14 protein-coding genes and 2 pseudogenes are annotated in these 20,912 nt (G+C 68.2%); 1 reads left to right on the forward strand and 15 read right to left on the reverse strand.

Annotation, left to right across the window (positions count from 1 at the left end; genetic code table 11):
• Positions 1-27: 27 nt before the first annotated feature.
• The 15 genes and pseudogenes from hrpB to tssH all read right to left on the reverse strand — a co-directional run bounded on the left by hrpB (position 28) and on the right by tssH (position 19,250).
• A complete protein-coding gene (hrpB, locus tag D3874_RS15820) occupies positions 28-2,523 on the reverse strand; it encodes an ATP-dependent helicase HrpB (RefSeq protein ID WP_119778935.1) in 2,496 nt (831 codons plus the stop codon).
• Between the two features lie 180 nt (positions 2,524-2,703).
• On the reverse strand, positions 2,704-3,459 hold the full coding sequence (locus D3874_RS15825) for a PP2C family protein-serine/threonine phosphatase (RefSeq protein WP_119778936.1): 756 nt from the start codon (positions 3,457-3,459) through the stop codon (positions 2,704-2,706).
• A complete protein-coding gene (locus D3874_RS30465; protein ID WP_233559969.1) occupies positions 3,456-3,689 on the reverse strand; it encodes a hypothetical protein in 234 nt (77 codons plus the stop codon). The genes D3874_RS15825 and D3874_RS30465 overlap by 4 nt, the downstream gene beginning before the upstream one ends.
• A gap of 48 nt (positions 3,690-3,737) precedes the next feature.
• Positions 3,738-4,195 (reverse strand): annotated as a pseudogene (tagF, locus tag D3874_RS30470) (type VI secretion system-associated protein TagF); the annotation flags it as partial.
• Positions 4,177-7,830: a type VI secretion system membrane subunit TssM gene (tssM, locus tag D3874_RS15835; protein WP_119778938.1), complete on the reverse strand. Its 3,654-nt coding sequence runs from the start codon at positions 7,828-7,830 to the stop codon at positions 4,177-4,179. The pseudogene tagF and the gene tssM, both read right to left, overlap by 19 nt.
• A 6-nt stretch (positions 7,831-7,836) precedes the next feature.
• Positions 7,837-9,342, reverse strand: a complete 1,506-nt coding sequence (icmH, locus tag D3874_RS15840) for a type IVB secretion system protein IcmH/DotU (RefSeq protein ID WP_119778939.1) — start codon at positions 9,340-9,342, stop codon at positions 7,837-7,839.
• 23 nt (positions 9,343-9,365) lie between these two features.
• A complete protein-coding gene (tssK, locus tag D3874_RS15845) occupies positions 9,366-10,703 on the reverse strand; it encodes a type VI secretion system baseplate subunit TssK (protein ID WP_119778940.1) in 1,338 nt (445 codons plus the stop codon).
• 37 nt (positions 10,704-10,740) lie between these two features.
• Positions 10,741-11,760 (reverse strand): type VI secretion system-associated FHA domain protein TagH, encoded by a 1,020-nt coding sequence (gene tagH / locus D3874_RS15850; RefSeq protein WP_338016755.1) that lies wholly within the window; start codon positions 11,758-11,760, stop codon positions 10,741-10,743.
• Between the two features lie 224 nt (positions 11,761-11,984).
• A pseudogene (locus D3874_RS30475) lies at positions 11,985-12,257 on the reverse strand (FHA domain-containing protein); the annotation flags it as partial.
• 7 nt (positions 12,258-12,264) lie between these two features.
• Entirely contained in the window at positions 12,265-12,522 is a 258-nt protein-coding gene (locus D3874_RS15860; protein WP_233559971.1) for a PAAR domain-containing protein, read from the reverse strand.
• Positions 12,523-12,581: 59 nt separating this feature from the next.
• On the reverse strand, positions 12,582-13,169 hold the full coding sequence (locus tag D3874_RS15865) for a DUF6931 family protein (RefSeq protein WP_119778944.1): 588 nt from the start codon (positions 13,167-13,169) through the stop codon (positions 12,582-12,584).
• Positions 13,170-13,200: 31 nt separating this feature from the next.
• Positions 13,201-15,129 carry a type VI secretion system Vgr family protein gene (locus tag D3874_RS15870; protein ID WP_119778945.1) on the reverse strand — a complete coding sequence of 643 codons (1,929 nt, stop codon included), beginning with the start codon at positions 15,127-15,129 and terminating at the stop codon, positions 13,201-13,203.
• Positions 15,130-15,146: 17 nt separating this feature from the next.
• Positions 15,147-15,785: an OmpA family protein gene (locus tag D3874_RS15875; RefSeq protein WP_147385689.1), complete on the reverse strand. Its 639-nt coding sequence runs from the start codon at positions 15,783-15,785 to the stop codon at positions 15,147-15,149.
• Between the two features lie 145 nt (positions 15,786-15,930).
• Positions 15,931-16,422, reverse strand: coding sequence for an Hcp family type VI secretion system effector (locus tag D3874_RS15880; RefSeq protein WP_158596058.1), 492 nt, complete (start codon positions 16,420-16,422; stop codon positions 15,931-15,933).
• Between the two features lie 179 nt (positions 16,423-16,601).
• Positions 16,602-19,250, reverse strand: a complete 2,649-nt coding sequence (tssH, locus tag D3874_RS15885) for a type VI secretion system ATPase TssH (RefSeq protein ID WP_119778948.1) — start codon at positions 19,248-19,250, stop codon at positions 16,602-16,604.
• A 480-nt stretch (positions 19,251-19,730) separates the two neighbouring features.
• Here tssH and tssA point away from each other — a divergent pair, with 480 nt between their 5' ends.
• Positions 19,731-20,873: a type VI secretion system protein TssA gene (gene tssA, locus D3874_RS15890; RefSeq protein WP_119778949.1), complete on the forward strand. Its 1,143-nt coding sequence runs from the start codon at positions 19,731-19,733 to the stop codon at positions 20,871-20,873.
• The last annotated feature ends 39 nt before the right edge of the window (positions 20,874-20,912 follow it).

Here is a 20,912-nt window from a genome sequence, read left to right on the forward strand (position 1 = left end):
TCCCATCCCGCCCGGGGTGGGAGGGCATCAGGCCGGCGGCAGGTGGCGCTTGGTCTTGGCGGTGGCCACGGCGGTCAGGGGATCTTCCGGCCACGGATGCTTGGGGTAGCGCCCGCGCAGGTCCGAGCGGACCGCGCCATAGCCGTTGGCCCAGAAGCTGACCAGGTCCTGCGTCACCTGCACCGGCCGCCCGGCCGGCGACAGCAGGTGCAGGGTGACGGGCACCCGCCCCCTGGCCACGGTGGGTGTCACCTGCGCCCCGAACATTTCCTGCAGCTTGACCGCCAGCACCGGGGCGGTGCCGTCGCCGTAGTCCAGCGCATGGCGGTTGCCCGACGGCACGGTGAGGTGGCTGGGGGCTTCGGCTTCCAGGGCCTGGCGCTGCGGCCAGTCGAGGCTGCCGCTTAAGATCGCCTCGAGATCCAGCCGGCGCACCGCGTCGAGCCTGGTCACCCCGTCCAGATAGGGGCCTGCCCAGGTCTCCAGGCCCGCCAGCAAGGCAGCCGCCGACCAGTCCGGCCAGCGCGCCGCGTCCTGGGCGTGGAGGAAGCGGACGCGCGCCAGCAGGGAGCGCGCGGCCGGCGACCAATCCAGGCAATCGAGGCCCCGGGCCCGGATAGCCTCGACCAGGGCCGCGGCAACGGCGTCGCGCGGCGGGTCGGGCCAGAGCGTGTCATCCAGGACGATGGCCCCCAGCAGGCGGCGACGGCGAGCCCGCACGCCGCCCACCGTGGCATCGAAGGCGACCGCCGCCTCGGTCGCAATATCATCGGCGAAGATTTCCTCGACCAGCGCGTGGTCCAGCACGGCGGCGAGATAGACGCGGCCGTCGCGACGGGCACCGTCCAGGCTGGCGATCGCCAGCCATTCCTGGGCTGCCAAGGGCTCGCCGGGGTCGAGCTTCGCCCCCTGGCCCGAGGCCATCAGGTAGAGCCCGCCGCCACCCGGCCGCCGGCGCGCCACCCGCTCAGGATAGGCCAGCGCCACCAGCCGGCCCAGTGCCGCCCGGTCGTCGGGCGCCCTGGCATCGATCTTGAGGCGCCGGCACCATTGCGCCGCGGCCTGGGCCAGCTGACGGACCAGGCCGCGATCGACGTCATTGCCGCCCCGCCCCGAGAGCGCGTCCAAGCGCAGCACAAGGTCGCCGTCCCGCTGGTCACGCCCGCGTTTCACCGGATCGCGCCCTTCGATCAGGGCGGCGAGCCTTGCCGCCATGGCGCCCAGCCCCAGGCGGCGGCCCTCGATCATCAGGTGGCCCAGGCGCGGATGGGCGCCCAGGCGGGCGATGGCGCGGCCGTGATCGGTCACGCGGCCCTGCGCGTCGAGCGCGCCCAGGCCCTGCAACAGGCCGCGTGCCTGGGCAAAGGCGCCGGCGTTGGGCATATCGAGCAGGCGCAGGTCGCCTGGACGCTCGACGCCCCACAGGGCCAGGTCGAGGGCGACCGGCGCCATGTCGGCGCGGGCGATCTCGGGCGGCGTGTGGGGCAGCAGGGCGCGGTGTTCCGCCTGCGTCCACAGGCGCAGGCACAGGCCGGGGCTGAGCCGCCCGGCGCGGCCGCGCCGCTGTTCGGCCGAGGCTTGCGAGATGCGGGTGGTGACAAGCCTGCCCATGCCGGTGCCGGGATCGAAGGCGCCGATCCGGGCGATACCGGAATCGACGACCACGGTCACACCCTCGATGGTCAGGCTGGTCTCGGCGATATTGGTCGCCAGCACCACCTTGCGCGTGCCCGCCGGCGCCCGCGCCAGGGCACGGTCCTGCACCGCCAGATCCAGGTCGCCGTGCAGCCGGTGCAGGACGACGCCGGGCGGCAGGCCGTCCTCGATCAGGGCCGCGCTGCGCTCGATCTCGGCCTTGCCCGGCAGGAAGGCCAGGATGTCGCCTTGCGCCTTGGCCAGGGCCTGCCGCACGGCGCGGGCGACCAGGGGTTCGACCGGTCCCTCCTCCCGCCGTTCCAGCCATTCGACCGTCACCGGATAGGCCCGGCCTTGCGAGCGGATCACCGGCGCGCCGCCCAGCAGGGCCGCAACCGCGTCGCCGTCCAGGGTCGCCGACATCACCAGCAGTTTCAGGTCCGGCCGCAGCGCCTCCTGGGCTTCGAGGGCGAAGGCCAGGCCTAAATCGGCATCGAGGCTGCGCTCGTGGAATTCGTCGAACAGGACGGCCACGACCCCCTCAAGGCCGGGGTCGTCGGCGATCAGGCGGGTGAACAGGCCGTCGGTGACGACCTCGATCCGGGTCTTGGGGCCAACCTGGGTATCGAAGCGCACGCGGTAGCCGACCGTCTCGCCGACATTTTCGCCCAGTTGCTGGGCCATCCGCCGCGCGGCGGCCCGGGCCGCCAGGCGCCGCGGCTCCAGCATGATGATGCGCTGGCCCTTGGCCCAGCCGGCCTCCAGCAGCGCCAAGGGTACGCGCGTGGTCTTGCCGGCGCCCGTGGGCGCCTCGAGCACCACCGCCCGCTCGCGCGCCAGGGCGTCGAGCAGCGAGGGCAGGACATCGTCGATGGGCAGAAGGTCCATGGGCCGACGACCATACAAGAGGCCGTGGGTAGCCGCACGCCTATCGTGCGTCCTTCGAGACGGCCCTGCGGGCCTCCTCAGGATGAGGAAAATTGTTATGGCAAAAAGACTGTCCTCATCCTGAGGAGGGCGCATAGCGCCCGTCTCGAAGGACGCACCACGCCGGTGCCATGCCCCGTCTCAGGCGGCCGAGGCCGGCCGGATCGTCTCTTCGGTGCTGGCATCGCGGAAGGTCACGGCGACCACGGTGACATTGTCCGGGGCGCCGGCCTCCAGGGCCAGGTCGATCAGCTTGTTGACCGCGACATCGACCGGGTGTTCGGCCAGGGCGGCGACGATGTGCGCCGCCTCCACCACCTTGCTGAGCCCGTCCGAGCACAGCAGGAAGATGTCGCCGGGCTGGATGCGGTCGTTCACCTTGTCCAGCATCACCCGGTCGGCGGCGCCCACCGCCCGCGTCACCACATTGCCGCGCGGGTGGTGTTCGGCCTGCTCGGGCGTGATCATGCCCTTGTCGACCATCTCCTGGACCAGGCTGTGGTCGCGCGACACCTGTTCGAGTTGGTCGCCGCGCAGGCGGTAGACCCGGGAATCGCCCGCCCACAGGCAGGCGAAATGATCGCCGAAGGCGAGCAGGACGGCGGCAGTCGAGGCGATGGTGCGGTCCGGCCCGGCCTTGTAGCGCAATTGCGAATTCACCCGGGTGACCGCGGCGCGCACCTCGGCCAGCAGGGCGCTGGCGCTGGGCGGCGGGGTCAGGGCGGCGAGGGAGGCGACGATGCTGCTGCTGGCGACCTCGCCCGCGTCATGGCCGCCGACCCCGTCGCACACCGCCCACATGCCCGCTTCCGGACGCACCAGATAGGCGTCCTCGTTCAGCTTGCGCCGGCAGCCGACGTGGCTGGCCCCGGCCGAAACAGTGACCAGCCCCGTCATGACGTGCCCTCCCAGGCGCCATCGAGAAAGGCGGCAAAACGCGCCGCCGCCGGCAAATCGCCGAAGGTTATCATGCCGGGGGACATGGTGGCGGACCCCAGGGTCCAGAACAGCGCCGCGACGGGGGGCAGCGGCAGCAGAACCGCCAGGGCCTGCGACAGGCTGACGGCGGGAATGAAATGATTACTCGGCGCCGGCGGGGGCGGTTCCGTAACCGCCAGGGCCGCCACGCCCTCATCCAGCGCCTCGAAGCTGCCCTCGGGGCCCAGGGCATCGAAGATCAGCGCCTCGGCCCCGGGCAGCCAGGATTCGGCGGCGGCCAGGGCGGCCAGCGGGCTGGTCTGCGCCGGCAGTTCGGTGGCGATGGTCAGGGGGAAATAGCGCCCGACCCGGTCGACGCTGGGGCGAAGACGCCGACCACCGTGCCATCCCCGGCGACCCCTGCGCCCAAGGCAAAGCGCCAGAACGGGCTGACCAGATAAAGATCGGTAAAGCGTTCCCCCAGAACCCCCGACGCGGCAACCATGCCTTCGTTGAGGAAGCGGTCCCAGCGATCGATGAATTGGCTCGACAACCGGCGTTCCACGAAATCCCCGCGCGCCGGCAGCTTGCCATAAAGGCCTGCGATGGGCGGCGGCCGGCCCTCCTCGGCCGGCACGACGTCAGACGTTACGGCCGGCGCGGCGGGCGCCGGTTCGACCTGGGAACCTGGGACGATCACAGGCTCGAGGGGCACTTGAAGCTCCTGATATCGGGAAGCTTGAAGGGATAAAGGCTGCCGCTCGCGGTAATTCGGTAGCTGACGAAACGCCCGCCGACGGTGAAGCGCAAGGTCCGGGTCGGGTTGTCGCCCGATCCCGACATGGACGCCTTGTCGAACAGGCGGAAGGCGGCCCACGATCCTTGCGCACTGATCGTCTCCGGGATCGCCGGCAGGGCCGGATCCAGGCTGGCCGGGGTCAGGGTCAATTGGGCGAAACCACCACCCATCGCCGCCGGCCAGGTCAGGATCGTCGGCCGCCCCGCGCTGCCGTTATAGGTCATGGCCACGCCGTCGATCTCCAGCTTGGCCTCGGCGACCGATGGGTCGAGCGCGATCGGCTCAACGGTGTACTGGAACTGCAAGCCCTGGCCCGCGGGCGAGAAGGCATCACGGATCCTTGCGGCCGAACGGAACTGAGCCAATGTGGTGGCGGCAATGCCTAAGTTTTGCGCCGCCCCCTGCTTCAGGGCCCAGGTCGACCCGGCGGTATCGACGTAACCGGCCAGGTTCTGCTTGAAGAAACCGTCGATCAGGCCGTTGGGCGCGAACAGGGCCTGGAAATCGCTGACCGGGACATCGGTCGAGGCGCCGGGCGTGAACGGATACTTGTTCTTGAGCGCGGTGGTGCAGCGGTTGACGACCGTGGCGCTCCAGCTTTCGTTGATCTGGGCCCTGGTGGTCGAGACCTGGGCCGCCTGGCCGCCGGCCGCCGCCGCCGACAGCCAGTTCGACAGGGGCGGGCCCAGGCGATCGGCCAGGATCTGCACCTGCTGGGCGGCGGCGGCACCGCCCGACGCACTGCCGCCGCCGGCCCGCAACTGGTTGAGCTGGTCGAACAGTTCCTTGAGGCCGGCAATGGCTTCGTCCACCGGCGCAACACCACCGGGGCCGGCCTTGACCTGGTCGCGCAGGAAGCGGAAATGATCGCTGACCCGTTCGCCGGGCTTGGGCCCGTCGGCCGGGCCGACCGTCGGCGTGCCCAGCAGGCCGCCCACGGCGCCGGCCGCCTGGCCTGCCACGCCCTCGGTCGGCAGGGCGGAAGCGTCGGGCAGCGGCGGGGCGCCGGGGATGCCGCCGGCGGGTGCCGCGGCCGGCGCCGGCGGCACCAACCCCAGGTCGGTTTCCTTGGCAACCGCCGCGGTCACCAGCTTCATCGGGCTGTCGGGCGCCGACATCTTGGCCAGGATCGGCACCACCGCGTCGCTGCCGCCGTCCAGCGGCTTCAGCCGCAGGCCGCGCAGCAGCTCGTCCCACTTGGCGATGAACTCGTCCTCGTACTGGGCGACGACTTCGCCCTCGAGCTTGGCCAGTGCGGCCGGCGATTGCGCGGTTTCCACCGGCAGGCCGATCACCCAGCTATCGGCCGTCGCCTCGCGGACATATTTGGGCACCAGGGTGAGGAAGACCTTGTAGAAGCCGTCATAGGTGTAGAAGCCGGGCATGGTCACCTTGGACGGCGGGTTGCCGGCAAAGGTGTCGTAGACATCGTCGAGCAGCCGCCCGCCCTTGTCGCCCAGCTTCCAGAACGGCAGTTGGGTGACGGCGCTGGCCTGCTTGATGCGGAAATAGATGCGCTTGGCCAGGGGCTCGCGCGTCAGCACGTCGCCCGCCTGCTGGGTCAGGTCGGTGTTCTCCGTGACGGCGCCCAAGGGCCGTTCCATCAGCGAATCGGCATGGGCAACGAGACGGGTTACCGCGTCCTGGTACTGCGCCCCGGCATAGGTCTTCTTCCAATAGGCATCGAAGGTGTCGTGGATCAGCTTGGGATCGGACGGGCCGGTGCCGGCCAATACCCGGTAGGCTTTCAGCACGGCATAGAGCGCTTCCGGGTCGTTCATCGACTCGCGCAGGCGCTTCTCCAGGATCAGCAGCAGGCGCGGCCGGAACGCGCCTTCCAGGGCACGGTGATAGGCCTCGTTGGCCTGCTCGCGCAGGGCCTCGCCCTGGTAGAGGCCGAAGCCATAGGTGATCGGCGTCGCCTGGCCCGCCACGTCGAGACCCGACAGCGCGCGCAGCCGGTTCAGCAGGTCGAGGAGACGGCTCATGTTCTGTTCGGCCGTCGGCTCGTCGACCACAGTGAGGTCGACGCTTTTTGACGTTTCATTATAGGCCGCGATCGCGGCGTCATATTCGGCGACCAGCTTGCGGTTGTTCATGTAGGAGAGCGCCCAGGCCCCCAGCAGGGTGACCGTGACGAGGCCGGTCAGGCCATAGACGATGCGCGCCGTCCATTTGCGCCGGCGTTCCGACTTGGCGTCCTGGCCCACCAGGCCCGCCTCGTTGAACATGACCACCCGCATCAGGCGGTTGAGGAAGTAGCTGCGGCCCGGGCCGGTGAAGGCCGGCAGGCGCTGGCGGTCGACGCCGAACTGGGCGGCCATGGCGGCGGCCAGCCGGTCGAACGGCGTGCCGCTTTGCGTGCCCGAGGTGAAATAGACGCCGCGCAGCAGCGGGCGCTCCTCGAACCTGGTGGGCAGGAAGATCGATTCCAGGAATTCCCGGCAGGTGTCCTTCATCGAGGCGAGCTGGCTGGGGAAACCATAGGCCAGGGTGCGGCGTTCGATGTCACGCTCGGCCTGGAGGCGGTCGACCATGCGCTCGTTGAGGCGCGCCACAAGCAAGTCGAGTTCGCCCGAGAAGCCGGTCACCGCCGCCTCGCCCTTGCCGGTATCGAGCGGCAGCGTGAAGCCCAGCACCTGTTCGCGCTCGGTCTTGCCCAACTCGTCGAAATATTCGACGAAGCCGGCCAGCAGGTCGGCCTTGGTGAACAGGACATAGACCGGCATGCGCGTGTTCAGCCGGTCGTGCAGTTCGGCGATGCGGGCGCGGACGGCGGCGGCATGGGCCAGGCGTTCGTCATGGGTGGCCGACAGCAGGTCGAGGATGCCGATGGCGACGATCACGCCGTTGATCGGCTGGCGTGGGCGGTTCTTTTTAAGGAGGTCGAGGAAGCCGCTCCAGGCCTTGGCATCGGCGGCGCTGTCGCTGTCCTGGGTGGTGTAACGCCCGGCGGTATCGATCAGCACCGCTTCGTCGGTGAACCACCAGTCGCAGGCGCGGGTCCCGCCGATGCCCGCGACCGCGCCCGGCCGGCCATCCTGCAGCTTGTCGGCCAGCGGGAAGCGCAGGCCGGAATTCACCAGGGCCGTGGTCTTGCCCGAGCCGGGCGGCCCGATGATCGCGTACCAGGGCAATTCGTAGAGATAGTGGCGTCCCCGCCCCTCGGCCGCAGCCGATTTCTTCAGCAGGGCCAGGGCTTCCTCGAAACGGCCCTTGAGCATCTGCACTTCGGCGTTCGAGGCGGCGCCCTTGGTCTTGCCCTTGCCCTTGGCGGAGGCACCATCGGCCGCGGCGGCCTCGCCCCCCTCCTCGGTCAGGCCCTTCTCGAGCTTTTTCTCGGCGATCAGAAAGGCCCGGTACTGGATGCCGTAGTAGGCACCCCAGATCAGGGTCAGGGCGAAGGACATGGCGAGAATATTGATCTCGCTGCCCAGCGGGCGCACGCCGCCGATATCGATATAGGGGCCCAGCACCCAGGCGAAGATCGACAGCAGGATGATGCCGAACAGGGTCCACAGCCAGGTCGAGGTGAGGATGCGCTTCAACACGGCCCGCTACTCCTGCTGGACTTTTTTGAGGATGATCTCGATGCGGCGGTTGCGTTCCTTGTTCTCCGGCGTGTCGTTGGGCGCGACCGGCTGGTCCGGCCCCTTGCCGATGATGGTGATGCGCGCGGCATCGACGCCGTGGCCCACCAGGATGTCGCGCACCCCCTCGGCCCTGGCCCGTGAGAGGTTATAGTTGTTGTTGTAGGGCGGCCGGGTCAGGCGGTCGGCGTCGGTGTGGCCTTCGATGATGATGTCGCCGGGCTCGGTCGCCAGGGCCTTGGCGACCCGGTCGACGATCGGCACATAGGCTTCCAGCAGGTCGGCCTTGGCCGAGGCGAACATGCCCCGCGCCTTGGCCGAGCGCAGGGTGACGCGGATCGCCTGGGCGGTCTCCACCACCTCGACGATGCCTTCCCTGATCTCGGGCTCGAGAAAGCGGGCGATGACCTCGGCCCGGCTTTCCACGTTCGCCGGCGGCGGCGGGGGTGGCGGGGGCGGCGGCCGGACCGGCTCGGGCCGCACGATGCGGGTGGGCGCGGTCGGCGACATCTCGGCAATCGAGGCCAGGGCACGATCGGTCTGGCCGTTCAGCACGAAGGACAGGCCGAAATAGGAAAGCCCTAGGAACAGCAGCGCGCCGGCGGCGATTACCCAGGGCGGAATCGCGCCGCGGATGGTGGCATCCGACGCGTCCAGGCCCTTCCAATGGGGCGAGACTTCCGGCTCGACCTCGCCGCGGATGCGGCGGATCAGGGCATAGAGGCCCTCACGGATCTTGGCATGTTCCGAGGCGCCGCGCGGCAGCACCCGCATCTCGCCCTCGAAGCCCAAGGACAGGCAGACATACATCAGTTCCAGCACGTCGATGAAACGGCCCGGATCACGCTCGCAGCGGCGCAGGATGTCGTAGAAGCGCTCGCCGCCCGTCACCTCGTTGTGGAAGATCGAGATCATCGAGCGGCGCGCCCAGGCCCCGTGCCCGCCCCAGGGCGTCGACAGCACCAGGTCGTCGATCGTCGCGCACAGGGCGTAATGCGCGGCCGACAGGGCATCGGGCTGCAACCCGGTCTGACGGGCGCCGACCTCGAACTGCCGGATCGCGTCGATGGTGCGGGCGTGCAGGCCGTCGACGTCCGATTGCCGGGCGGCACCGCGCACCCTGGTGCACAGGCCCAGCACCGGCGAGGCGGCGGCGACCAGCGGATTCATGCCCGTCGCCACCACCTCGCGCGGGGCATCGGGATCGGCCGGCGGCGGCGCCCCCGGCGCACCCGCCATGGGACCGCCGGCGAGCGGTGCCCCGCGGCCGGCCAGCGGCGCGCCGCCGCCCGGCATCGGGCGGCCGCCGGGCTGGGGCGGATAGGGCTGCTGCTGATAGGGCTGCTGGGGCGGCACGCCGGGGCGCGGGGTTTGCGGCGCGACCGTATCGGGCTGCCGGCCGCCGGGCATCGGCTGAATCTGGGTGCGTTCTTCGTCGCCCGGTTCAGCGAAGGGATTGTCCTTGTCGGCCATGGCGGCGCCTCCCCCCTACCGGCTCACGCCTTGATCGCCCAGAGTTCCATCGCCACCTGCGGGAAATCGCCGGCGAGATGGATGGCGATGCCACCCGAGGTGGCGAGCTGGCCGAAGTACGGGCTGGAACGATCGAGCTCGAAATAGCTGGCACCGGCATGATACGGCACTTCGCGCGGGGCGACCGGCAGGGGCCGGGCACCGATGCCGCCCAACTGCACGTTCACCAGCTCGCGGATCTGTTCGACCGGGCCGATCTTCACCTGGCTGGGGAAGTTGCGGCGCAGCACCTCGGGCGGCATGTCGGCCTTCACGCTCAGGCAGAAGGTCGCGGTCTTGAGCAGGCTCTTGTCGGCGATGACGCCGACCCGCATGCCCCATTTGCGCTCCTGCAGCGGGATGTTGATCGCGGTCTGTTCCAGCACCGCCGACAGCGACTGGCGCAACTCGGTCATCAGGGCGTGGAAGGTGCGCTGCAGATCCTCGTGGCGATAGGTCGGGAAGGTCGGCGGGCGCTTGGCCGCCGCGGTGAAGGTCGCCAGTTCGCCGGCCAGCTCCAGCCCGGTCATGTAGAAGGTCTCGGGGTGCATCAGGTTGCCGGCGCCATAATGGGCAAACAGCGGCTCGTAACGATTGACGATCTGCAGCAGCAGGAAATCCGACAACTGCCCGACGCCGGCCCGGGTGCCGGAAGCCGAGGCACGGGCCGCCAGGGCCTCACCCCTCGTGTGCAGCAGGCCTAAAATCTCTGTAACGAAGCCGATCAGTTGCGGCGAGGCGGCACAGGCCAGCACCGGCGGGATGAAGCGCTCGTCGATGACGATGCGCTTGTCGGCCTGGACCTCGACGATGCGGGTGAGGCCGATGCAGGCGTAACCCGCACGGTCATCGGATTCGAGCAGGTAGCGCAGGCGTGGCCGGCCGACGTTCAGGCCGGCGATGCCCGGCGCCCCGTGGATGGCATCGGTCGCCTCGAATTCATGGGCGGCATAGCGTGCCGGGGTCTCGGCCTTGGGATCGAGGGTGAATTCCGGGGCGCCCGGCTGGCGCAGCGGGATGGCCAGGAATACCGCCTGGTTGCGCACGCTCTCGGTCACTTCCAGCGGGGCCGGGTGATCGGCCTCGTCGGGGATGGCGAAGGGCGTGCCGTCCTCGAACACGCCGGCGGCATTGATCAGCGCCAGCCGCCCGGTCTTCAGCATGTCGCGGTTCAGTGCGAACTCGGTCAGGCCCCAGGCATGGGGCCGCAAGCCGTCGACCCGGCCACGCACCAGCCGTTCGACATAGCGATCGAACTGCTGGAAATGCTGGGTCCGGAGGAACATCCCCTCCGACCAGACGACCTTGTCGTTCCACCCCATCTATCCACTCCCGCGAGGCGCCCCCCGATTACGAGAATCAGAGCCGCCGGATCTGGTCTTCATAGGCCGCAGCAAAAGCGCGCCCGAATATCTTATCAAAATCCTCGTCGAGGCCACCGACGACCTCGCCGAACAGGACCTCGTAGAGTTCCCAGTATTTGTTCTTCTTGCCCCCGCCAATCGAGAAGCCGCCGCCCTCGCCATCGACCTTGGTCTTGATCGTGGCCGGGTCCAGGCGCTTGAGGACCGATTTCATCGCCGTCTGCAAGGCCACCATGACCGCGATCTCGTGGGCTTGCAGGTCGGCGAAGACCTCGCGCGCCGCCTCGACCGGCCCCAGATAGCCCTGGCGCGGCGGCTGCAGCATGGCCGCCAGCGCCTCCTCCAAGGTCACCGCGAACTTCAGCGGGTTGTTGTTGGCCTGGCCGATCATCGTCTGCTCGATGCGGAATTCGTTCTTGAGCTTGGCCCTGGTCTGGATCAGGTCGCGGGCGCCCTCGACCAGCACGCGGAAAATCTGCCCGGCAAGCTGGATCGCCACAGTCGACTCGCCGCCGGGCCGATCGGCTGCCGTCATGCCGGCGCCGGCGAGGAAGACGGCCAGGGCGTCGCCCGCATCCGCCACGGGACCGGCGTGGCTCAAGACCGGCGGCACCACCGGCGACACCGGTGTCGGCGGCGGCAGGGGCGGCGCCTCGTCCACCGCATCGAAGCCGTTGTCGTCGCGGCCGCCGCCCGGCACCGACACCGCGGCGGTGATGGGCTGGGCGACAGGCGGGGAGACTGGCGGGGAGACCGGTTCGGGCTGGTCCAGCCAATCTTCGGGATGACGTCGCGGCGGGCGGGCGGCGGCTTGAACTGGACCGCGCCGTGATCGGCGTGATCGGCCTGGGCGCCGCTGCCGGGCGGCGGCGCCTCGAGATCGAAGGCGGCGAAGGGATCTTCCGTCTCGGCCGAAAAATCGGCGGCCGGATCGACGCGGCCCACCTGGTAGAGGTCGGACTGGCGCGACGGCGGCGGGTCCTGGGACACGGCGCTGTCCAGGCGGAAATCCGATGGCGGCGCACTGCCACCGCCAGGCGGCGGTTCGATGTCGAAGGCAGCAAAAGGATCGTCGACCGGGCCGGCGCCACCGCCGGGATCGTTGCGCAAGCGATCGAAATCATCGAAGCGGCCGGCATTCAGGTCGGCGGCGGCCTGTTCGACCGGCATGGGATAGTCGGGTTCGGCCACCGGATCGGGCTCGATCACCACCACCAGGACATAGCCGCCCAGGATGATCGAATCGCCGTTCTGCAGCAGCACCGGCACCCGCGGGTCCAGCCGCTCGGGCTGGTCGTTCAGGAAGGTGCCGTTGGTCGAATTGTCGAACAGCAGCCAGCCGCCGCGCTCGGGCCGGACCTCGCAATGACGGCGCGAGAGTTTCTGCTCGGGGTCGGGCAGGACGAAGTCATTGGCCTGGCCCCGACCGATCGCAGCCCCCGACGGCGGCACCACATAGCGTGGCGGCAACCCGTCGGGTGGTGTTCCGGTAAAGGTCAGGACCAGGGGCATGAATTCCTCAACCGCCAATGATTACAGTCGGCGCACCCAAAACGATGGTGCCGCCATGGGCCGTCATATCGCCGATCCGCGCCGCCGGCAGGCTGTTCACCAGCACGGTGAAACTGCCCAGCACGATGATGTCGGGCGGCCCGACGCACAGGCACATGTCGGTGACGCGCGCCTGGGGCATCATCGCGGTGATCACGGTCACCGCGCAGGGCGGCAGGATCGGCCCACCGACGTGGGGGATCGGCGGTACGCCCGGTGTCACCATCGGGCACACATGCATATCTCCGACACGGGAAGCGGGCGGCATGGCCGGTTCCTTTCCTCTCAAGCCTCGCGCTTGCGGCCCGAGCCGCCAGACGCGATATCGACGCCGATCTCCACGAAACGGGCCAGCCACTGGCGGGCCTGTTCCGGCTCGCGGCGCACGGCCGACAATCTCAACGCATTCGAAACCATGACACCGACGAGGTGGCCCGGCGGCGGTACCGCCTGCTGACCCGCGGGCGCCAGGCTGTCGCCGGCGAAAAACACCCCGGCCGCGACCACCCCGGCGGGGCTGTCCATGCCGTTCGCGGTGGCCAGCGCATAGGTGGCGCGGCGCGCCTCGTCGGTCGGCTTGCGCACCCATTCCTCGGCGGCGTCGAGCATCTGCACCTCGCCCTTGGGCGCGGGGTCGGGCAGGCGTTCGCGCACGCAGGTCGCCGCCCACCACAGGGCCTCGCGCTTGGGCAGGGCATGGGCCAGCAATTCGATCGTCGCCTCCGGCGAATCCCCGTCGAGCAGGGCCCGCACCGCGCCATCGGCCGTCGGTGCCGCCTGCAACGCCTTGATCACCCGCTCGCTGGGCTGATACCGGCGCGCGATGTCGCCGCTGCGCAGCGTCGCGATCTTGGCCAGTGTCGCCGCCGTCATTCCCTCAAAACCCCTCGTTCGTGCCGTCCCGTCAGTTGATGAGGACGATACCACCCTTCACGATGTGAACCGCATCCGCCTGGGCTTGCACCATGGGTGCCTTGGTCTGGACCATCACCTGGCCCTCGATCGTGATCATCATGCCCTTGATGGTGACGCCGGTCTGGTCGAGCTTCACGCTCGACTGGCCGACCTTCATCTCGATCGACTGCAACGCCTCGGTGTCCTGCTTGCCCAGGTCGATCTTGGTATCCATGTTGCCCATGGAGACCTTGATCGACAGGTTGCCCATGCTGATCTCGGTCTTCTGGTTGCCCTTCTCGACCTTGATCTCGCGATTGGCCTTCTCGACCGTGATCTTCTGGTTGTTGCCGATGGTCACGGTCTGGTCGTTGTCGACGTCGATCTTCTCGTCGTTCTCGACCTTGCGCTCCATGTCCTTTTGGGCGTGGAAATAGACCTGTTCCTGGCCCTTCTTGTCGTCGAAGGTCAGCTCGTTGAAATCGGCAGCACCACCGCCCTTGCTGGAGCGGGTGCGGATGCCGGTCTTGGTCTTCTCGTCGGGCAGGGAATAGGGCGGCATGCGTTCGGCATTGTAGACGCTGCCGGTGATCAGCGGCCGGTCGGGGTTGCCCTCGATGAAGCTGACCACCACCTCATCGCCGATGCGCGGCGTGAACACCGTACCCCACTTGTTGCCGGCCCAGGGCTGGGCCACGCGCACCCAGCACGAGGTCGAGCCCTTGCGGTCGCCGTAGCGGTCCCAGTGGAACTGGACCAGGACCCGGCCCATCTTGTCGACGTTGATTTCCTCGCCCGCCGGGCCGACCACCACCGCGGTCTGGATGCTGGCGATGGCCGGCTGCTGCGTCCTGCGCGGCGGGCGGAACGGCACCGCCTTGGAGAAGGCCTTGAAGCGATTGGAATAGGTCGTGGTCGAGCCGGCGCCCAGCGAGCCGAACAGGCTGCGGTCGCTGCCGGCATGCTCGATCTCGGCCACCACCCATTTGCGCCCCGAGGCACCGGCCATGTCGCCATCGATCTCGAAGGAACCGCCGGCATAGAGGTCGGGCGCACCGCCGTCGCCCCAGGCGCCGGCCTGGGCCGACTCCTCGGCTTCCATGCGCAGCTTGGTCAGCGCCTCGCCATCGGCTTTCACCGGGTAGAGGCCGGGGAAGTCGAAAATCTCGTAGACCGGGCTGCCCGGCAGGTCGGCCAGGGTGGGGGCATTGGTTTCCAGCGACTGGCTAGGGGTCTCGTAATTGTAGTCGGTCTGGACATATTTGGTCGGGCGGTATTCGCCCTCGGTGCGGAACGACTGCAACCCCAGCCATTCCCGGGTCGCCCCGGTCAGCGGCTTCTTGGGGTCGGCAACCGTGCCGAAGGCATCGTTGGAATCGGCCACGATCATCTTGTGGCTGCCCGCCGAATGCTCGAAATGATAGTGGATCCCCTCCTCCTCCATCAGGCGGGAGGCGAAGTCGAAATCGCTCTCGCGGTACTGCACGCAGTATTCGCGCTTGGGGTGCGTGCCCTTGATACCCGAGAGGTCATAGTCCTTGAAGCCCGAGTCGCCGAACACCTTTTCCAGGATCTGCTTCACCGTCTGCTTCTGGAACACCCGGCAGTCGTTGGTCAGCTTCAGGAACCAGAACCACGGCACGATCTCGACCGAATAGGCCCTGAATTGCCGGTCGGCCATCATGCCGGGGGCGACACTCTTGACCAGGCCGTGGAACTGGCGGCCGGCGGCCATCTTGGCCTCGAAGCCGAAGGGCTTGCCCAGCAGGTCGCTGGGTTTGATATCGTCGCGCTTCGAGACCACTTCGATGCGGAAATGATAGGGCTCGGACACCGCCTCGCGGCCGGACAGGCCGACCCCGATCAAGGTATCCTTGCCCAGCGGCGTGGTCAGGCGGAACGGTCGCTCGGCCTCTTTGGCGTCGTCACGCGCGCTCATGATTCACGTCCCCGCGATCAGCCGCGGAAATCGGCCAGAATCTCGACCCGACGGTGCCAGGGCGAATTCGGCCCGATCCCCGAAAGCAGTTGCGTCTCGCCGTAACCCTCGGCCGTGATCGACGCGGCCGCGACGCCGCGCACCGTGACCAGATAGTCGCGCGCTGCCCGGGCCCTGGCCATGGAGAGCTGCATGTTGGTCTCGCCCGAGCCGCTGGCATCGGTGAAGCCCTTGACGACGAACTTGGCGCCGGCGCTGGCCGGGTCGTTCATGACCACCGCGACCTTGTCGAGCACGGCGCGGGCCTGCGGCGTCAGCACCGACGAATTCAGGGCGAATTGCAGGGTGAAGACGCCTTCCTTCACATCGGGCGGGGTGTGCGTGCCGCCCGCCGGCGGGGCAACCCCGGCCGCGGTGCCCGGCGCCCCGCCTTCCTCGATATCGAGGCCCAGGCCGCGGGTGGTGACCCCGGTCGAGGGGGCGGCGCTCTGGCATTCGGGCGGCAGCGCCCGGCCGATCGCCAGGTAGACGTCGCACTGCGACGGATCCACGCCACGCATGTCGACTCGCGACTGCGCGCCGGCACCGGCGCCCAACAGCAAACACAGCGGCAAGGCTGCGATACCCCGGTTCAGAAAGGACTTGCTGCGGAACATGGTGGCCTCCAATGGATCCCTCGGCGCGCGGCGTACCGGCTGAAAGGGCCCCGGCGCAGCCGAGGCTGCGCCGGGAAGCATTACACTGACTTAAAGACGAGGGCCCGATCCTGTCGCCACGATCGGGCCGCTGCCGTCCGGCGCGTCAGAGGTGCGCCTTCGCCGTCGACAGGTCGTAGCCGGCGAGCTTGGATTCGCCCGGCGAACCGTCAGTCTTGCGCTGGATGTACTTCGCTTCGAACTTGCGGAAGTTCAGCGCAATGCTGTCGGTCGGGATGTTACCGGCACCACCGCCCGCGGCAGACTGCTGATAGGACGAGATCATCACGTCGAACAGCTTGATCTGGTAGTACACGAAGGGCGTCTGGTCGGAAGTGGTGAACTCGAAGATCACTTCCTTGCCGCGACCGCCGTCAAGGGCGAGCTTCATCAGTTCCGGGGTCGCCTTGTCGGTCGTCCGGGTGATGTGCACGTCCTGGAAATCAGGGGTCGAGCCTTCGCGGTTCTGACCGGCACCGACCGCGCTGGTCAGGTAGCGGGAGAAGCCGTTGCTGATCGCCTGGATCAACAGCCAGTCCTTGTGGTTGATTTCAGTAACGTCACCCTTGATGGGGTCGAATTTCATGTACAGCGCCATTTTATCCTCCGTCGTCCCTGTAACTTGGCCGATCGCCTCTGGATGAACTCGGCGGCGCCGGGACGGCATCGCCGCGAACTCAAGGACCGTTCCTGTATTTGGGTGCGGAACCAGTCCCCTTCGTCGCCCCTAGTATTTAGTCCCCCCGGCGTTTCAGGGCTGTGACGCCAGTCACGGTTTCAAGTGATGTCGAACTGGAACCCGCCATTACCATCCAACCCGACGCGAACCGCTTCGACTGGGGCCCCTTCACCCATGCGCGCCAGCAGGCGCGCGGAGAGGTCCGGCAGCAGCCCGCGCGACAGGATATTCTCGATATTGCGTGCGCCCGAGGCCGGATCCTTGCAGCGCACTGCAATGTGATCGACCAGTTCGGGCACATAGCTGAACACGGCGCCGTAGTTGTCCTCGACCCGGCGGCGGATGCGGCCGATCTGCAGCTCGATGATCTTGCGCAGGATATCGTCGGCCAGCGGGTAATAGGTCACCACGGTGCAGCGGCCCAGGAACGCCGGCTTGAAGAATTTGAGCAGTTCGGGCTTCACCGCCTCGGCCAGGCCTTCCGGATCGGGCATGGTCTCGGGATCGGCGCAAAGCTTTGAAATCGTTTCGGTACCGGCGTTCGAGGTCATGATCACGACGGTGTTCTTGAAGTCGATGTCGCGGCCTTCGCCGTCCTTCAACTGGCCCTTGTCGAAGACCTGGTAGAACACGTCCTGGACACCGGGATGGGCCTTTTCCATCTCGTCCAGCAAGACCACCGAATAGGGCTTGCGCCGCACCGCCTCGGTCAGCACGCCGCCCTCGCCATAGCCGACATAGCCGGGCGGTGAGCCCATCAGGAGGGAGACCTTATGCTCCTCCTTGAATTCGGACATGTTGATGACGGTCACATTCTGTTCGCCGCCATAGAGCGCTTCCGCCAGGGTCAGCGCCGTCTCGGTCTTGCCGACGCCCGAGGTGCCGGCCATCAGGAAGACGCCGATCGGCTTGCGCGGGTCGGTCAGCTTGGCGCGCGAGGTCTGGATCGCCTGGGCGATCGCCTTCAAGGCATGATCCTGGCCGATCACGCGCTCTTGCAGGCGCTGCTCCAGCTTCATGACTGCCTGGATCTCGTTGGCGACCATGCGGCCCACGGGAATCCCGGTCCAGGCCGCCACCACCTCGGCGATGGCCTGGCCGTCGACCACTGGTTTCAGCAGCGGACGCTCGCCCTGCAGGGCCTTGAGCTTGCCTTCGGCTGCCAGCAACTGCTCGCGCAACGGGGCCGCGGCCTCGCCGCCGTCCGCGCCCAGCTTCTCGATTTCCTCGCGCAGGCGGCGGATTTCGGGGACGAGGGTCTTTTCCTCTTCCCACTGGGCCTCCAGCGTCTTGAGGTCCTCGGCCGCCTGGTCCCGGCGCAGCTTGAGCTTGCCCAGGGTCTCGGCATGGTCGGCCCCCGACAGCGATTCGCGCTCCAGGATCGAAATCTCGACCCCGGTCAGCTCGATCACCCGGCGCCGATCCTCGATCGCGGCGGGAATCGCGTTCTGGCTCATGGCGACGCGGGCACAGGCGGTGTCGATCAGGCTGACCGCCTTGTCGGGAAGCTGCCGGCCGGCGATGTAGCGGTGCGACAGGCGCACGGCATCGACCACGGCTTCTTCCAGAATCCGCACCTTGTGGTGCTTCTCCAGGGTGCCGACCAGGCCGCGGATCATGGCGCAGGCGGTCAATTCGTTGGGCTCTTCGACCTTGACCACCTGGAAGCGGCGGGCCAGAGCGGCGTCACGCTCGAAATATTTCTTGTATTCGGCCCAGGTCGTCGCCGCGATGGTGCGCAGCTCGCCACGGGCCAGGGCCGGTTTCAGCAGGTTGGCGGCATCGCCCTGGCCGGCCTGGCCACCCGCCCCGATCAGCGTATGGGCTTCGTCGATGAAGATGATGATCGGCGTGGGCGAGGATTTGACCTCCTCGATCACCTGCTTGAGGCGATTCTCGAATTCGCCCTTCACCCCGGCCCCGGCCTGCAGCAGGCCCAGATCGAGGGTGCGCACCTCGACCCCCTGGATGGCCGGGGGCACGTCGCCCGTGGCGATCTTCAGGGCAAAGCCCTCGACCACCGCGGTCTTGCCCACGCCGGCCTCGCCGGTGAGGATCGGGTTGTTCTGGCGCCGCCGGGTCAGGATGTCGACCACCTGGCGTATCTCGGCGTCACGGCCCAGCACCGGGTCGATCTTGCCGGCCCTCGCCCGTTCGGTCAGGTTGATGGTGAACTGGTCCAGCGCCGGCGTCTTGCCGCTGCCCATGGCCGGGGTACCGTCGCCACCGGCAGCACCACCGCCGCCACCGCCGCCCGCCGACGCGCGCGTCTCGGCGCCGCCCTGGGTCAGGGTGTCGAGTTCGCGCCGCAGCACCTCGACCGGGATCTTGGCCAGCGACTGCGACACGTCACGCGCGAAGCCGATCAGTGATTCATCAGATAACAACGCGATCAGCAGATGGCCCGAACGCACCAGGTTGGCCCCGAGCTGGAGCGACGCCGTCGTCCAGGCCTCGCGCGCCAGGGTCACGACGTGCTGGGACAGGGCCGGTGCCCGGCTGCCGCCTGTCTTGAATTTGTCAAGAACGCGGTTGAGTTCGGCGGTCAGGCGCGCGGGGTCGAGTTCGAAGCGCTGAACCAGCAGCGTCAGGTCGCTGTCGGGCACTTCGAGCAGCTTGATCAGCCAGTGCTCGATCTCGACATCATAATGGCTGCGCGACATGGCCAGGCCCGCCGCCCCCTCGAGGGCGCGGCGGCAGGTGTCGTCAAGCTTGCTGATGAGCGCGCGTAGGTCGATCCCCGCCATTCTGTCCCCCCGAACTGCCGGCGCGGCAAATATTGCGGCGGCGCAGCAATTTCTGTTCGCTGCCGCGACATGCCAGCGCCCGAATTTGAGACGCTTGATCGGCAGCAGCCTAGGCAGGTTACGCACGGCAAGCTACTGCAAAATTCTGCGGGCACGCATCCTTCATTCGAAGGATACCCCGGATGTCGCCGCGCCCCTAACCTAGTGCGATCAATGCCATAGCGGCAGACGGCAGCCCGATCTTGTGACCGTAGGCGCCAATGGTACACACTGTGTCATTCGTCACAGGCAGGCAAACGGCAGATCGTTAACTTGGCTGCCGGGCGCGCATCGCCCCGGGTTCTGCCGCTACCGGGCTGCGCGAAGCCATTGAATCGGCGGGCATTGCCGGTCGGTGCCAGGGCTGTTGGCGCTGTTACCGGCCAGGCACCTGTGTTAACGTCTGCCCCCGTTCGTGGGGCGATTGGGGGGACGGTCGTCATGGAAGCTTTGCCCGACCTGGGGGCCATGCTGGTACCGATCGAGGGAGAAGCCCCGTCGGGTGTTGATCTGCGTGCCGACGAATCCCCGACCGCGCCCATCCGCAACCTGCGTGACGCCCGCAAGACCGCCACCCAGGCGGAGCGGCGGCGCGAGGGGCTGGACGAGTCCGAGGTCGAGACCGGCCTTGTGCCCGAATGGAAGATCATCCTCGATCAGGTGCCTAATCTGATCGCCACCAAGTCGAAGGATCTGGAACTCGCGGCGTGGCTGAGCGAGGCGCTGCTGCGCGCCAATGGCCTGCCGGGGCTGGCCCACGGTTTCCGCCTGATATCGGGCCTGGTCACCAGCTTCTGGCCGGCCACCTTTCCGCCCGCCGAGGACGGCGACCAGTACGAAATGGTCCGGCCGATCGCCCAGCTCAACGGCGAAAGCGCCGAGGGCACCTTGTTCGCGCCGCTGCGGCGCCTGACGATCACCAAGGCATCCACCGGCATCAGCTATGCCGTGTGGCAGCACGAAAACGCCTTCGCACTTGCACAAAAACCGGCCGAGATACGCGACAAGCGTATCGCCGAAGGTGCCTTGACGATCGAGACCATCGAACAGAGCGGGAATGCGACCCCGGTCGCCTTTTTCCTGGACCTGATCGCCGGGACCACCGAGGCGCTGGCGGCGGTCGCCGAACTCGACACCATCCTGACCGAGAAGGCCGGCTCGGCCGCCCCCTCGTTTTCGCGCTTGCGGGAATTTCTGCAGCAATTGCAGGAAACCACCCGAAGTCTGGGGCGCAACGTCCTGCCCCCGCCGCCAGCCGAGACGGGCGATGCCGGTACCCAGGCCGGTGGCGAGGCGGCCGTGGGCGCGGGCGGCGGCGGGGGATTTTCGCTGGCCTCGGGCGATGCCTTGAAGAACCGCGAGGCGGCCTTGGGCGCGCTGCAACAGATCGCTGACTTCTTCCGCCGGACCGAGCCGCACTCGGTCCTTTCCTATACCTTGCAGGATGCGGTGCGCCGTGCTCGTCTGAGCTTGCCTGAGCTGATGGCCGAGCTGTTGAGCGACGACAGCGTGCGTAAGCAGTTCTTCGCCCATGCGGGCTTCAAGCTGCCGGATCCCAGCGGGGACGGCAGCAGCAGTTATTGAGTTTGCTTAGAGCATTCAGCGCCCCGTCAGTTGCCGCGA

The sequence above is a fragment of the Oleomonas cavernae genome, from assembly GCF_003590945.1.
GTDB classification, from domain to species: domain Bacteria; phylum Pseudomonadota; class Alphaproteobacteria; order Zavarziniales; family Zavarziniaceae; genus Zavarzinia; species Zavarzinia cavernae.